Here is a 13,385-nt window from a genome sequence, read left to right as displayed (position 1 = left end):
TGACTTTGGTTTTGACTTTGGTTTTGACTTTGGTTTTGACTTTGGTTTTGACTTTGGTTTTGACTTTGGTTTTGACTTTGGTTTTGACTTTGGTTTTGACTTTGGTTTTGACTTTGGTTTTGACTTTGGTTTTGACTTTAATTTCAATGATTGTTCAATTGCTGCTTGTGCTGCTGCAATTATTGCGATAGGGATTCTATGTGGTGATGCACTCACATAACTTAATCCTGCATCGTGACAGAATTTGATAGAACTTGGATCTCCTCCATGCTCTCCACATATTCCGACTTCCATGTTTGGTCGTAATGCCCGTCCTGCAGCAAGACCAATTTTTATCAAACTGCCTACTCCGTTTACGTCAATTGATTGGAATGGATTCCTCTCTAAGAGTTCTTTTTCCATATATTCTGGAAGGAATTTTCCTTCCACATCTTCTCGACTAAAACTAAATGTTCCTTGAGTCAAGTCATTAGTGCCAAAACTAAAGAATTCTGCTGTAGTTGCAAGTTCATTTGCAGTTAGTGCTGCTCTTACTACTTCTATCATTGTTCCAAAATTAATATTCAATTTCATTTTGTGTTGGGCTTCTGTTTCTTTTTTGATTCTATCATAAATTTTCTTGATGTGATTTAATTCTGCTATGCTGCTAATTTGTGGGATCATGATTTGAGGGTGGGCCTTGACATTATTTTTTGTTAGTTCCACTAGTGCCTCAAATACAGCTCTGATTTGCATTTCATAAATTTCTGGATATGTGATTCCTACTCTGACTCCTCTATGCCCCATCATTGGATTAATTTCTGCTAATTCTCTAGCTCTTTTCAAAATAATTTTCATTTTATTAATTTCATTTGTATCTCCACTTGCTTCCATTTTTTGAATTTTTTCTACCAGTTCTTCCGGATTGGGTAGAAATTCATGTAGTGGAGGATCTAATAGTCTAATTGTAACTTCATACCCTTCCATTGCTTTTAGTATTTCAATAAAGTCACTTTTTTGTAATTCCCCTAATTTGTTTAAAATTTTACTTCGTTCTTCAATATTTTCAGCCATAATCATTTCAACAAACAAATTGATTCTATCACTTCCGTTGAACATTCTTTCTGTTCTGCATAATCCAATTCCTTGGCCTCCAAACTTCCTTGCAAGAATTGCTCCTTCGGGTGTATCTGCGTTTGCTCTAATTCCGAGCGTTTTTGTTTTCTGTGCCCATTCTAAGATTTGTTCAAAGTCTTTTGTCACTTTTGGCTCTACAGTTGGAATGTCTCCGATAAAGACAGTTCCAACACTTCCATCAATGGTTATTGTTTCTCCTCCTCTGACGGTAATTCCGTTTGCAGTACATGTGTTGTTATCATAATCTATTTTTAATTCTGAACATCCTACTATGCATGGTTTTCCCATTCCTCTTGATACTATTGCTGCATGAGATGATTTTCCTCCCAAACTAGTCAAAATCCCCTCTGATGAAAAGAATGCAGGAACGTCTTCTGGTTTTGTTTCTTTTCTAACTAAAATTACTTTATTTCCTGTTTCTCCTAACTCTATTGCTTTTTTAACATCAAAGACTACAATTCCACTTGCAGCTCCTGGCGATGCTGCAATTCCCTTTGCTAATTGTTTATAATTTTTAATTTCTGATTCATCCATTGTTCTATGGAGTAGTGCTTCTAATTGTTGAGCTGGGATTCTTGTAAGTGCTCTATTTTTATCAATTAATCTTTCTTTTACCATGTCTACTGATGTTTTTACAAGTGCACTTGCACTCATCTTTGCAGTTCTTGTTTGCAACAAGTAGAATTTCCCTTGCTCAATAGTGAATTCAATATCTTGTGGTTCTCTGAAATGTCTTTCTAATTTTTCACATGCATTACTTAATTCTTTATGTGATTTTGGCATGTCGTTTTCTAATAGTTCGATACTCATTCCAGTTCTGACTCCTGCTACAACATCTTCTCCTTGTGCATTGATTAGATATTCTCCTTCCATCTCTTTTTTACCATCATGACCATTTCTTGTAAATACGACCCCTGTTGCACTGTCATCTCCCATATTTCCAAATACCATTGTAACTACATTAACTGCAGTTCCATTTGCAATATCTTTTGTAATGTTGTTTTTTTCACGATAAACAATTGCTCTTTCTCCCATCCAGCTTTTAAAAACGGCCTCTATGGATAACACTAATTGCTCATCTGGTGTATCTGGGAATTTTCTTTTTGTGTGTTCTTCACATATTTTTTTATATTCTGATACAATTATCTTTAATGATTCTACGTTTAATTTACTATCATCTGTAACACCTTGTTTGGCTTTTGCAGAGTCTAATACGTGCTCAAATTTTTCATCATTAACTCCAAATACAACTTTTCCAAATAATTGAATAAATCTTCTATACGAATCCCATGAAAATCGTGGATTTTTTGTCTGTTCTGCAAATCCTTCCACTGTTTTCTCATTTAATCCCAAATTCAAAATAGTGTCCATCATTCCTGGCATTGAAATGGCTGCACCGGAACGAACTGAAACTAGTAACGGGTTATTCACTGAATTCCATTTTTTACCTGTCTTTTTTTCCATTATTGCTATGTTTTTCATAACTGCTGGCATCACATCTTTTGGAAGTTTTCTATTGTTTTCATAATACTTGTTACAAACTTCAGTTGTGATGATAAATCCTGGAGGTACTGGCAGTTTTAACCGAGTCATTTCACTTAACCCTGCACCTTTACCGCCTAGAAGCATCCTGTTCTTACTATCTGCTTCTTCAAATGCATAAACTGATTTAGTTTTTACCATGCAAAAATTTGTAAATTTTTTGGCTTTTTAAACTAATCCCTTGGCAAATTCAGAAATTATTTTATTCCAATCTTTTGCCTTAATAATTCCACTAGCAACTAAGATGCCTTTTGATCCTAACTCTATTGCTTTTGCTACATCTTCACCTGATACAATTCCTGCACCACAAAGTAATTTTGTTTTATTTTTTGAATTATTTACAATACTTGCAGCTTTTGCAATTAATTCTGGCTTTTCTTTAGATACTGCTTTACCTGATCCAATTAATTCTGGTGGCTCAATTGCAATATAATCTGGATTTAATTTTACATATTTTTTTACTTCTGCGATATCTTTTACACATAAAATGGATATCATTTTTAGTTCTTTTAATTTTAAAACCAATTTTTCAATTTCTTTACTTGAGATTCTATGTTCACTGTGATTGATCAATGATCCTTTCACTTTTGATTTTTTTAGTAATTCTGGAATTACAAACCCTGTTGTACTCCCAACTTTAGAATTATCGATATGTTGAGCTAAAATTGGAATTGTACTATTTGCCACTACTCCTATGAGGTGCTGCGGTGGTGAGATTGCTATTTTTATTTTATATTTTTTAGAAACCTTTTCTGCTATTTTTACAAATTTGATGATGTTCTCTCCTGCAATTTCTTCATAGTTTTTACAATTAATTACAAACATCTTTCTTTGAACTTTTTATATTGTATTTAATCCTTGATTAAGATTCTTTTATTTTTGATAAATTGTCATATCGTTTTTTCATTGTAGATACAATTATCATTAAAGTTAACCCTGCCAAATTTGTGCCTATAATGAATACATCTGATACGATGATTCCATAAATCAACCACAGGATTGATCCTGCAGCTATGAAGATCATTAAAAATTTTGAAACGTCATTTAGCCTCTTTGTTTTATATCCTTTGTAAATCTGCTCTACCCATCCGGTGAGAATCAAAACTCCGGCTGAAATACCTAATATTGCCAAAAGTGTTCCGTCAACTTCCATGATTTACATCAACTCCAAAAGAATTCATCTAATCCTGTTTGTTTTGGTTTTCCTAACATTGTATCAAAATCTAAATCCATTGAAGATGTGATTTGTTCCAATGTTGCCTCCATAAATTCCATGTATTTTTTAGAATCAATCTCTTCTTTTTTTGCCAACTCTAATGGTTTTACTCCTGGTTTGTTTAGAATTTTTATAAATGAAATTTTATCTCCTTTCTTTACTTCTCTGATTGATTCTAGTTGTTTTGCTGCCCTGATGTGTTGGGGGATTGTTTTTACATATTCTGAAGGTGCTTTGCTAAGCATTACATTGAATGTCAAATCCTCTAATGGAATTTCTTTGGCTTCTACTTTTTTTCCACACATTGAAATTTTTTCTGCAATGTCTATTTTTGCTTTAACAAAGTCTTCCATTGTTTGAACTTTGGATAATATGTCTACTAATTCATAAAATAAATTTTTGATAAATGCCGGTGTATGTGATTTTTTACCTGTTAATCCTTTAACGTCTACTTTGCCTGACTTTGTTACCCCTAGATAGTTTTTCTTTCTATTGGAAAGTACACAATACCTGTATGTCTTATCAATTTCTAAATCTACCCCGTGGTCTTTTTTTGCTTGCTCTATTACAATCTTAATTTGCTCTTGAGTTGGTTTTTTCAAAAATAATGAATCTGTATCTCCATACAGGACTTCAATTCCAGTTTCTTCACATTTTTTAATTGTCTCTAAAATAGTAAATCTCCCTATTGCTGTTGTTGCTTCTGCGACTGGTAGGAAATACAATGGGAATATTTCAGCTCCCATTACCCCATAACTGGCATTTAGAATCACTTTAAGTGCTTGACTGACTACTGTGTATTGCTGTCTTTGATCGTCAGTTAGTGTTTCTTTTTTTGATAGGCTTTTGTAGTAATTTACTCTCAAATCTCGCAATGATCCGATAATTAGCGATGTTAGGCCGTTTTTCTTTGTACATGCCCAATGATTGGTTCCGGGTATTGTATTTTTTTTACATTCTTCATGAGTGCATCTTACTGTTTCGTATGATAGATTTCTAACTTTAATGATACTCGGATACAGACTTGCAAAGTCCATTACAACTACATCAAAATGAATTCCTTCTTTTGGTTCTACGACTAGACCTCCTCTGTATTTTTTATCTTTAATCACCGCATCTGACATGACTCCCTCTGATCTTCTTTGCAACTCTTCACGTTTTGGAATCAGGCAATTTCTTCGTCTATGCTCATAATATAACAAACTTCTAATCCACTGTGATACTCCTAATCTTGCAACATCGTCGATTGGAAGTCTTCCAATCCTTGCAATGATTACCAGCAAATCCATTAACAAATCTTTGTTGAAACTGGTAAGTTCGTATGTTAGTAGTGCATCATTGTAACAATAATTTGCAGTTTGGTATAATGATAATTCATGAAATTCTAACCCATAGTCTATTTTTTCTTTTCCTAGTAGTGCTTTTGAAACACTATTCAGAGAAAAATCTGTATATTTTTGACTGAAAGCATAAATTTGAAATGATCTATTTGAAAGAACTTTGTACAAGTCTAAATGAACTCCTTCTTTGAGTGTTGCAGAATCCCTCATCATGTAAAATGGGTTTTCTGAATTTTTTATTCCTAGTCTTTCTGCTCTGTTGTAAAGATATGGTAAATCAAATTCATCCCCATTGTATGTCAGAACAAATGGAAATGTTTTGATTATTTGAAATGCGTCCTCTATCATTTTTTTCTCATCTGCTAAATCGTAAAATTTTATGTTGATGTTTGGCTCTAATTCATTTGTTCCTTCATCTGTTCCTTCTGTTTTAAGCACAAAAATTTGATCAAATCCATCAGATCCTTTCAGTCCTACGGCTGTAACTTTTTTTTCTGCTAGTTTTGGATCTGGTATTCTCCCAATCACTGCTTCAACTTCAATATCTACACTGAGTCTTTTTATTCTTGGAATTGGCTGATTTAGTAAATCCGCCCATTCTGAAATAAATATTTTAAATTCTTCAGCATCTACCATGCTTTCGCTGTCGACTTTATCCCACAACAAACTTTTTAGTGCAAGTTTAACTTCGTCAGAAATTTCTAAATCATATGGTTCTATTTTCCCATTTTTCACTTCGTAATATCTTCCAACTATTAATCCTCTATCGTAGAGATAATTTTCATAATACTTGAGATCTGATTCCCACGTTTCGATTTGATTTTTGATACTCTCCCCAAAATTTCCTCCTATTGACAGTGGGTTATCTACAATTATTTGTGATAATTCAATCTCTTCGTCCTTTAGTAAATCATATTTTTTGACTTGTTTAATTTCAAGTACGTCTGCTCTTTCTTGAAGAAAATCTAATTCATCTGGTGACAGTCTTGAATAACAATATGGCTTATGTCCTGTTTCATCATGCCATAAAATCAATTCTTTGGATTTTGGTTCATAAAATTTTAACACGACTGATTTTAAAATATTGTCGTATGTAGCTGACACCAGCATTGATGGCGCCATTGATTCAATTCTTTTACTTTCTCCTGTGTTTACTTGCATTTTCTCACACAGAATTCTCGTATTGTCCTACTAGTTCTTTTGCCCATCTCGTAATTTTATTTTTATCTAGATGTATCACTTCTACTCCTGCTTCTTTTAACAAATCATAATCTGTTTCAGGATATGCATCGAGACAAACAAATTTCCTGATGCCTATGGTTATTGCCATTTTAGTACACTCTAGACATGGGACAAATGTTGTGTATAGGATTGCACCTTCGATTCCTGCCTCAATTCCCAAAATTGCACAGTGCATGATGGCGTTAGCTTCTGCATGGTTGCAAAGACATCTATCTAACGATGCCCCTGATTCGATTTTCCCCTCCATTCGAAGTTGACATCTTTTACATCCTCCCTCAAAACAATTTTTGATTCCAGGCGGTGTTCCATTATATCCTGTTGCTAGCTGTCTGTGGTTTCTGACAATTACTGCGCCAACTTGCCTGGTCATGCAGTTAGAACGAAGTTTGGCAAGTTCTGCTTGAAGCATGAAATATTCATCCCATCCGGGTCTCTCAAAAGAACTACTCACATGAATCCTGTCTGTCTGTTCAATATATGGATCACGCTAGTCAAAATTACACATGCGATCAATCTTTCATGGAGTGAACGGTCTTCAAAATTAAATGATATTTGACCCTGATATTGTATCTGGAAGAAATAACAAATTTAATCATACGTCGTCATTCCTGTGTCTGTAATTGTAATGGCATCTTTTGTTGCAAAACCAATCTAGTCCTCCTAAATATTCAACCCTGTCAGACTTGCCACAAAATGTGCATTTTATAAAATGCTTCATATTTTTTTCTGTATTCATGATATTGTTATCTATACAAGATAGAATGTATTTAGAGTCTAGTATTAGCTAAACAATTCAATACGAAAGCATAAAATCAATAAATTTTGATCTTTCAATATCTGATGACTGATTTTGTAGATAAAAAATATGTGAAAAAGAACTCTATAGAAAAACGAGATTATCAAATAAGTCTTGCAAATCAAGCTATTGCTGAAAATTGTATTGTGGTTTTACCTACAGGTCTTGGAAAAACTGCAGTTGCGTTACATGTAATTTCTGAATATTTATCAAAAGGCACTGGAGGAATTTTATTTTTGGCGCCTACCCGAGTTTTAGTCAATCAACATTATGATTTTTTAAAAAATAATCTCACTCTTGATGATATTTCTCTAATCACTGGGGAGGATCCAATTCCCAAAAGAACTAAACTTTGGAGTAATAGTGTTGTATGCGCAACTCCTGAAATTGCCCGGAATGACTTTGTTCGAGGAATTGTAACTTCCGACCAATTCACTCTTGTGATCTTTGATGAAGTCCATAGAACTGTTGGTGACTATGCTTATTCTGGAATTGCTCAACGCTTTGAAAATTCATCTGCTAGACTTATTGGGATGACTGCTACTTTGCCTAGTGAAAAAGAAAAGGCCACTGAGATTTTAACAAAACTTCGAATTTCTAGTGTTGCAGAACGTACTGAAGATAGTCCTGATGTAAAACCTTACACTCAAGAAACTAATACTGAATGGATTCACGTAGAATTGCCTCCTGAGTTAAAATCAATACAAAAATTATTGAAATTAGCATTAGATGAACGATATGATGTTTTGAGAAAAAATGGCATTCGTTTGGCTGAACAACAATCTCTTTCTGCTCTACTTAGAATTAGACAATTTGTATTGAATCAGAACAGACGCTCTGCAAAACCTCTTTTCACAGCTATTCGAATCCATTATGCTCTAAACATTCTTGAGGCTCATGGAGTTACTCCTTTTCTAAAATTCTGTGAACGAGCTAAAGCAAAAAAAGGTGTAGGTGTTAAAGAATTATTTGAGATTGATCCAAACTTTACAAGGGCAATTCATCTTGCAAACGAAGCTCAATCTCGTGGTATTGAACATTCAAAGATTCCTAAGCTTAAAGAAATTATAGAATCTGTTCCAGGCAAAGCATTAATTTTTACAAGTTATAGGGATTCAGTTGATCTAATTTACAATAAACTCCTTGAATTAGGAATATCCGCAGGCATTCTGATTGGAAAGGCAGGCGAGGCTGGATTAAAACAGAAAAAACAAATTGAAACTGTACAGAATTTCCGAGATGGGTTATTTCGTGTACTTGTTGCAACACGTGTTGGGGAAGAAGGTCTAGATATTGCAGAAGTAAACCAGGTAATTTTTTATGACAATGTTCCAAGTTCTGTGAGATTCATTCAGCGTAGGGGGAGAACTGGTAGAAAAGATGTTGGAAAGCTTGTAGTTTTGATAGCAAAAGATACTATTGATGAGACATATTATTGGATTGGCAAAAGAAAAATGACTGCTGCAAAATCAATGGGTGATAAAATGACTAAAGTTTTAGAAAAAAACCACGAGATTGAATCCAAAAAATCCGGTTTAGATGCTTTTATCTAGTTTGTGTATTGCTTGAGTATGTTATCAAAAAGAGATTGTTTTTTTTGAATTATTTTGTTTTTCATACTTGATTCTAAATGATGAATGCTGCTATTTTTTGCAATTAGTAAATTCTCTAACCTGATGTCATATTGACTTTCAAGAAAATTTTGAACTTCTTGAATGCCTCCTTCCAATTCAAGATTCTCAAATGCGTCTTTAGATATGTTAATAATTGATTTTTCTAGATATTCTAAAATCACATCCATGGTTTTTTCATCTAGTAACATAATTTGATATATTTTGCAACTAAAAAAAATGTTGTGTATTTTATTTTGGTTTTTGTGCTGTTTGAATTGATAATTATCTTCTAAACTCTTCTGCCACATTCTAGTCTATTGACAGGTGCAGACAAATCTAAAGAGATGAAAGATTTAGTTCAAAAAGAGAAAGATCTTCATAAGGAAATACGTGAAGATTTTAAGAAGATTAGTCAGAAAATAAATGATGATTTTGAAAAGGTCAAACAATCAAAATCCTTACCCTAGATTAGCCTAGCCTTTTGATGATGTGGTATCCGAATTCTGATTTGATTGGTTCAGACATTTCTCCAACTTGAAGTTTGAATGCTGCGTCTTCAAATGGTTTTACCATCATTCCTTTTGTAAAGTAGCCTAGATTTCCTTCCTTTTTTCCACTACCTGTGTCTGTTGAGAATTCTTTTGCTAAATTTGCAAATTTTTCTCCGTTTTTGATCTTTTCTAGAATAGTTAATGCCTCACTTTGTTTTGCAACTAAAATGTGGGAGCATTTTATCTTGTTACTCATTTCAATCTTTGAATTATTCCATGTCTTTATTTGTTAGTATTTCTTACACAATTAGAAATTGGATAAAGAAAGACTGCGAGTAAAAAGTGGGCGGAGCAAGGGCTGTAAAGACTGTTTAACTCATAGATGTATCCCTAATAGCTGTTATTGTGATTGCCATAAATGAAAAACCATGTTATGAAAATTTGATAAAAGATGGATATACTACGGTGAATCTACAGATGTATGTCTTCTCAACTGTATTGCGAAATATGCAATAAGCTAAAATTTCCAAGATTTGAAAAACAAAGCAAATGCGTGTGTAAATCTGTTTCATAGAACTATATTTTTTAAAAAATTCTACAATGAAATAAAATCTATGAATTGTTTTGATAAATGTCATAGTTTGTTCAAATGAGCAAACTTGTTTTTATCAATTTTAACACATGTGATATTATATGAAAATACTTCATATCGAAGATGTTTCTGAAATAAGTCAAATTTTTGCAGATATTTTGTCGACAAAGAATTATGATTTTGACAGTGTATCCGATGGACGAGCTGGTTTGGAATTGGCAGTTTACAAAGATTATGATTTAATTTTACTTGACATGTGCATGCCACAATATAGTGGGGTTGATTTTCTTTTAGATCTTAAACACAGGAGATCTTCAGAACTATCTAAAGTGGTCATTGTTAGTGCTCTTGAAATGAATCCCACACAAGAACAGGAACTACTGAATTTGGGAATCCGCTCTGTTTTAAGAAAGCCTATATCTGTTCAAGGGTTGCTATCTCAAATTGAACAAGAAATAACATTCTAAGTTAATCCCCAACTAATCTTGTTTTTTGGCATAATTTTTAAAAAAGGAGATTCATTTTCTTTCCATGGGTCTTTTTTTACCCAAGCAAATTTTTCATAGAAAATGTCATAGAGCATTTTAAAATCTGACCCTTTTTCAATTATTTTTACATCTCCCTGAATGCATATCGCTCTATGTTCTCTAGATTTGTAAATGTCAATTACAATTCCTACCTTAGAATTTAGTTTGAGGTTGTTAAAAGTACGTGTGTTGTAGTCTGTTGCTACCACAATTGAATTATTTACAAATACAAACGATACTGGTTTTACGTGTGGGATGTCATTGTGAGATGTTGCTATTCTTGCTTCTTCTAGTTCTTTTAGAAACTCTATTTCTTTACTGTTAAATTCAATCAACTAAAAATTCGTTCTCTTATTTCTGGAATGTATTTGTATACGATGTCTCTGATTCTTATTTGATCTTCTTCTGTTGGCACTTCTTTTTGAGCACTGAGGATTGCCCCTCCCATCCCAAGTGCCATTCCCATCACAATCCCGTATGTGAACTCTTGAGGATTTTCAACTTTTAAGATCTCTTCGTTTTCTTTAATTTCATTTAGATATGATGGAATTGTAGTAATTGCTCCGTTGATTACTTGAATAATTAATGCCTCTAATTGATCTTCACTCATAAACATTCTCAATATTATTTCTTAATAAATCTGCATCTCATATTGATTGAATGATTTCTGTTTGGTCAATCTGTAATTGCATTGAGTAAGAACGCTATTCTATAATTATCAATGCGCTTAAGTTTATAATTATATAAAATATTAAAAATTTGTATATCTTATGTGTAATCATTTTACATACTCTAGTTCATATTCATAATTTCATAACAATTACTAGTAAAATGTCAAATAAAGTAATCTTGAGATATTTGGGAATTATTCCAGAAAGTGATGATTCTGAATGTGTTGATGAGTGTGATTGCTAGTGACTATATACAATACGCTTAAGTTCGTATCATTTGCTAAAAATTATTGAAAACACTATTCAAAGGATCTATTATTGTGGCAGGAATTGTTCTTTGTGTTCTTTTAATATTGAATACAGTAAACCCATAGATTCTAAACTCTTTTGAACATATACAATACACTCAGATTATGGATTTGTTGGGATGTTCTTCTCTGAAATCAATACTATGGAAATCTTCCTTCATCGATTAATTCTTTGTATATTGTTGACTCGATACGATTTTGCTCTTTACCGCATTTACTACACATGCCTGTTTCATTAGGGTCTTCTTTCATTTTCTTTTCGCATTCTACACATTTGTTAATGCCTCTTTTGAATCCCATGTTTGAATTTTTTCTAATCTTGATAATAACTATATCTGAACTTTGTGATTTGAAGACAAAAGTCTACATTTACACCTAAGATTTTTAATCCCTGCTTTGTGAGAGCACACATGTTTACATTTTTTACAACAAATGAGGCAAATACTGCATTACCTGATGTGATCAAGAAATTTGAATATTCGCTAGCAAAAAATACCGAAGTAAAAAAAATAGAACAAGAATTACAAATTTGTATCTCTACTACAAACTCCTTTGAATCTTATGTTAATTTAAAACAAAAATTAAATTCTGCAATTACCCAATTTTATGAATCTGTAGAAATACTGGAAAATACAGGGGTCGTGGTAAAAAGCATTGAACAAGGTTTGCTTGATTTTCCTTCCAAACGATTTGATGAAGAAGTATGGCTGTGTTGGAAATATGGTGAGACTGAAATAAAATTTTGGCATGAAAAAGATTCTGGTTTTATGGGCAGAAAGCCAATAGAAGTAAGTGATGATTCTTTAATTTAATTATTTTAAATCATGTAGAGTTCTAAGATCATCCCAAGTGTTTGCAAGATGGGCACAAAATTCGTCTGTGCATTTGGTGCTATATCCACAACTACATCTGGTCATTGAATATCCCCCTCATCTGTTTTTGACCAAATACTGTCAAACAACAATGCTTTAGAGTAAATGATTGTTTCAGAATTCGTCCATATTGCCCTCATCTCTTTATTGTTTCCCTCGTTTTTAATAAAGAACAACACTTCGTCATCATCTTTAATTAAAAAGCACAAATTTTCTTTTACGGATGAACAAAGTCGTTTAATTTTTGATTTGTTAATATCTTCAAAAATATATTTTGTTTTCTTTGAAATTGATGTTAATAATTTATAATCAATTTCACGTTCTTCTAGCGCATCTAGAAAATTTGCATGATAAAATTTCATGAAATCTTTTTCTGAACCTAAAATCCTGCATTCATTTTTGGCATTTAATATCATATCAAAAATTTTACTATTTACTTGATTACCTCCTTGCAATACTTTGAATTTTTCTTCTTCTTCTTCTTCTTTTGTTGAAACTACTCCTGGAATCTTTTCCCAAATTTCTTCTAGTTTTGGGCCTGCTTTTTTGAGTTTGTTTAGACGCTCTGTTTCTGTATTGATTAGAAGATTAACTGTTTTTTTAATTGATAGTGCTGAAAATTGAATTGGATGCTGAAATGATGCTTCTACTATTCCTTTGTTTTGCAGTGCTGTTAGCAGATGATATGTTTCACTTCGTGGAACATTCACAGCTTTTGCAATATCTGATGCAGTTTTTGCACCAATTTTTCCTAAATAGAAAAATACTTTGCTTTGATTTGGAGTTAGTCCAAATGCTACTAAAGCGTCTCTGATTTCTTCATAGTTTGTTTTATCCACCGGAAATGTCCCTAGTTGAATTGTGTTTGCTATGATTACCATTAATGGAAATGATCGATGTTATCATAAAAGCCTGATCGTTCAATCGTATACAATTAGTTACAAATAACTACAATTGAAAAAAAACACGTTTTTTATGCTCAAACCCATACGTTTTTTCATAATTTTTTACTTCAAAAAGAAAATATCTTTCACTTTATTTCATACTTTCAATAGTGGA

14 protein-coding genes are annotated in these 13,385 nt (G+C 32.7%); 3 read left to right on the top strand and 11 right to left on the bottom strand.

Annotated elements, in window-relative coordinates; genetic code table 11:
• From ppdK to ACW9XH_RS07435, 5 genes are all read right to left on the bottom strand, one after another.
• A partial coding sequence (gene ppdK, locus ACW9XH_RS07455; protein WP_457760009.1) for a pyruvate, phosphate dikinase occupies positions 1-2,799 on the bottom strand: 2,799 nt, incomplete at its 3' end.
• A gap of 27 nt (positions 2,800-2,826) precedes the next feature.
• Positions 2,827-3,483 (bottom strand): triose-phosphate isomerase, encoded by a 657-nt coding sequence (tpiA, locus tag ACW9XH_RS07450; RefSeq protein WP_457760008.1) that lies wholly within the window; start codon positions 3,481-3,483, stop codon positions 2,827-2,829.
• A gap of 37 nt (positions 3,484-3,520) precedes the next feature.
• Positions 3,521-3,811 carry a SemiSWEET family sugar transporter gene (locus ACW9XH_RS07445; protein ID WP_457760007.1) on the bottom strand — a complete coding sequence of 97 codons (291 nt, stop codon included), beginning with the start codon at positions 3,809-3,811 and terminating at the stop codon, positions 3,521-3,523.
• Positions 3,812-3,819: 8 nt separating this feature from the next.
• Positions 3,820-6,375 carry a DNA-directed DNA polymerase I gene (locus ACW9XH_RS07440; RefSeq protein ID WP_457760006.1) on the bottom strand — a complete coding sequence of 852 codons (2,556 nt, stop codon included), beginning with the start codon at positions 6,373-6,375 and terminating at the stop codon, positions 3,820-3,822.
• 4 nt (positions 6,376-6,379) lie between these two features.
• On the bottom strand, positions 6,380-6,865 hold the full coding sequence (locus ACW9XH_RS07435; protein WP_457760033.1) for a deoxycytidylate deaminase: 486 nt from the start codon (positions 6,863-6,865) through the stop codon (positions 6,380-6,382).
• 431 nt (positions 6,866-7,296) lie between these two features.
• Between ACW9XH_RS07435 and ACW9XH_RS07430 the strand changes: the two genes are divergently transcribed.
• Positions 7,297-8,805: a DEAD/DEAH box helicase gene (locus tag ACW9XH_RS07430; protein WP_457760005.1), complete on the top strand. Its 1,509-nt coding sequence runs from the start codon at positions 7,297-7,299 to the stop codon at positions 8,803-8,805.
• Here the strand turns inward: ACW9XH_RS07430 and ACW9XH_RS07425 are convergent.
• Together ACW9XH_RS07425 and ACW9XH_RS07420 are read right to left on the bottom strand one after the other, a co-directional pair.
• Positions 8,802-9,074: a hypothetical protein gene (locus tag ACW9XH_RS07425; RefSeq protein ID WP_457760004.1), complete on the bottom strand. Its 273-nt coding sequence runs from the start codon at positions 9,072-9,074 to the stop codon at positions 8,802-8,804. The two genes, ACW9XH_RS07430 and ACW9XH_RS07425, sit on opposite strands and share 4 nt — an antisense overlap.
• 259 nt (positions 9,075-9,333) lie before the next feature.
• Positions 9,334-9,612: a peptidylprolyl isomerase gene (locus ACW9XH_RS07420; RefSeq protein WP_457760003.1), complete on the bottom strand. Its 279-nt coding sequence runs from the start codon at positions 9,610-9,612 to the stop codon at positions 9,334-9,336.
• 437 nt (positions 9,613-10,049) lie between these two features.
• On the opposite strand from ACW9XH_RS07420, the gene ACW9XH_RS07415 reads away from it, so the two are divergent.
• Positions 10,050-10,415 (top strand): response regulator, encoded by a 366-nt coding sequence (locus ACW9XH_RS07415; RefSeq protein WP_457760002.1) that lies wholly within the window; start codon positions 10,050-10,052, stop codon positions 10,413-10,415.
• Here ACW9XH_RS07415 and ACW9XH_RS07410 read toward each other — a convergent pair.
• The 3 genes from ACW9XH_RS07410 to ACW9XH_RS07400 all read right to left on the bottom strand — a co-directional run bounded on the left by ACW9XH_RS07410 (position 10,412) and on the right by ACW9XH_RS07400 (position 11,754).
• Positions 10,412-10,810, bottom strand: a complete 399-nt coding sequence (locus tag ACW9XH_RS07410) for a pyridoxamine 5'-phosphate oxidase family protein (RefSeq protein WP_457760001.1) — start codon at positions 10,808-10,810, stop codon at positions 10,412-10,414. The two genes, ACW9XH_RS07415 and ACW9XH_RS07410, sit on opposite strands and share 4 nt — an antisense overlap.
• Entirely contained in the window at positions 10,807-11,085 is a 279-nt protein-coding gene (locus tag ACW9XH_RS07405) for a hypothetical protein (RefSeq protein ID WP_457760000.1), read from the bottom strand. Before ACW9XH_RS07405 ends, ACW9XH_RS07410 begins: the two co-directional genes overlap by 4 nt.
• 510 nt (positions 11,086-11,595) lie before the next feature.
• Positions 11,596-11,754: a hypothetical protein gene (locus ACW9XH_RS07400; RefSeq protein ID WP_457759999.1), complete on the bottom strand. Its 159-nt coding sequence runs from the start codon at positions 11,752-11,754 to the stop codon at positions 11,596-11,598.
• Positions 11,755-11,864: 110 nt separating this feature from the next.
• On the opposite strand from ACW9XH_RS07400, the gene ACW9XH_RS07395 reads away from it, so the two are divergent.
• Entirely contained in the window at positions 11,865-12,266 is a 402-nt protein-coding gene (locus ACW9XH_RS07395; protein ID WP_457759998.1) for a DUF2203 family protein, read from the top strand.
• A gap of 101 nt (positions 12,267-12,367) precedes the next feature.
• Here ACW9XH_RS07395 and ACW9XH_RS07390 read toward each other — a convergent pair whose 3' ends face one another.
• On the bottom strand, positions 12,368-13,207 hold the full coding sequence (locus tag ACW9XH_RS07390; RefSeq protein ID WP_457759997.1) for a TrmB family transcriptional regulator: 840 nt from the start codon (positions 13,205-13,207) through the stop codon (positions 12,368-12,370).
• Between the last annotated feature and the right edge of the window lie 178 nt (positions 13,208-13,385).

Source organism: Candidatus Nitrosopumilus sp. bin_32a, from assembly GCF_054095935.1.
Note: the sequence above shows the minus strand (reverse complement) of the source record. Positions and strands in the feature narration are given on the sequence as shown.

Bases quoted from the DNA above. Each gene is read 5' to 3' on its own strand.
- tpiA (WP_457760008.1), bottom strand. From the start codon at position 3,483: ATGTTTGTAATTAATTGTAAAAACTATGAAGAAATTGCAGGAGAGAAC.
- ACW9XH_RS07445 (WP_457760007.1), bottom strand. From the start codon at position 3,811: ATGGAAGTTGACGGAACACTTTTGGCAATATTAGGTATTTCAGCCGGA.
- ACW9XH_RS07440 (WP_457760006.1), bottom strand. From the start codon at position 6,375: ATGCAAGTAAACACAGGAGAAAGTAAAAGAATTGAATCAATGGCGCCA.
- ACW9XH_RS07435 (WP_457760033.1), bottom strand. From the start codon at position 6,865: ATGCTTCAAGCAGAACTTGCCAAACTTCGTTCTAACTGCATGACCAGG.
- ACW9XH_RS07430 (WP_457760005.1), top strand. From the start codon at position 7,297: ATGACTGATTTTGTAGATAAAAAATATGTGAAAAAGAACTCTATAGAA.
- ACW9XH_RS07425 (WP_457760004.1), bottom strand. From the start codon at position 9,074: ATGTTACTAGATGAAAAAACCATGGATGTGATTTTAGAATATCTAGAA.
- ACW9XH_RS07420 (WP_457760003.1), bottom strand. From the start codon at position 9,612: ATGAGTAACAAGATAAAATGCTCCCACATTTTAGTTGCAAAACAAAGT.
- ACW9XH_RS07415 (WP_457760002.1), top strand. From the start codon at position 10,050: ATGAAAATACTTCATATCGAAGATGTTTCTGAAATAAGTCAAATTTTT.
- ACW9XH_RS07405 (WP_457760000.1), bottom strand. From the start codon at position 11,085: ATGAGTGAAGATCAATTAGAGGCATTAATTATTCAAGTAATCAACGGA.
- ACW9XH_RS07400 (WP_457759999.1), bottom strand. From the start codon at position 11,754: ATGGGATTCAAAAGAGGCATTAACAAATGTGTAGAATGCGAAAAGAAA.
- ACW9XH_RS07395 (WP_457759998.1), top strand. From the start codon at position 11,865: ATGTTTACATTTTTTACAACAAATGAGGCAAATACTGCATTACCTGAT.
- ACW9XH_RS07390 (WP_457759997.1), bottom strand. From the start codon at position 13,207: ATGGTAATCATAGCAAACACAATTCAACTAGGGACATTTCCGGTGGAT.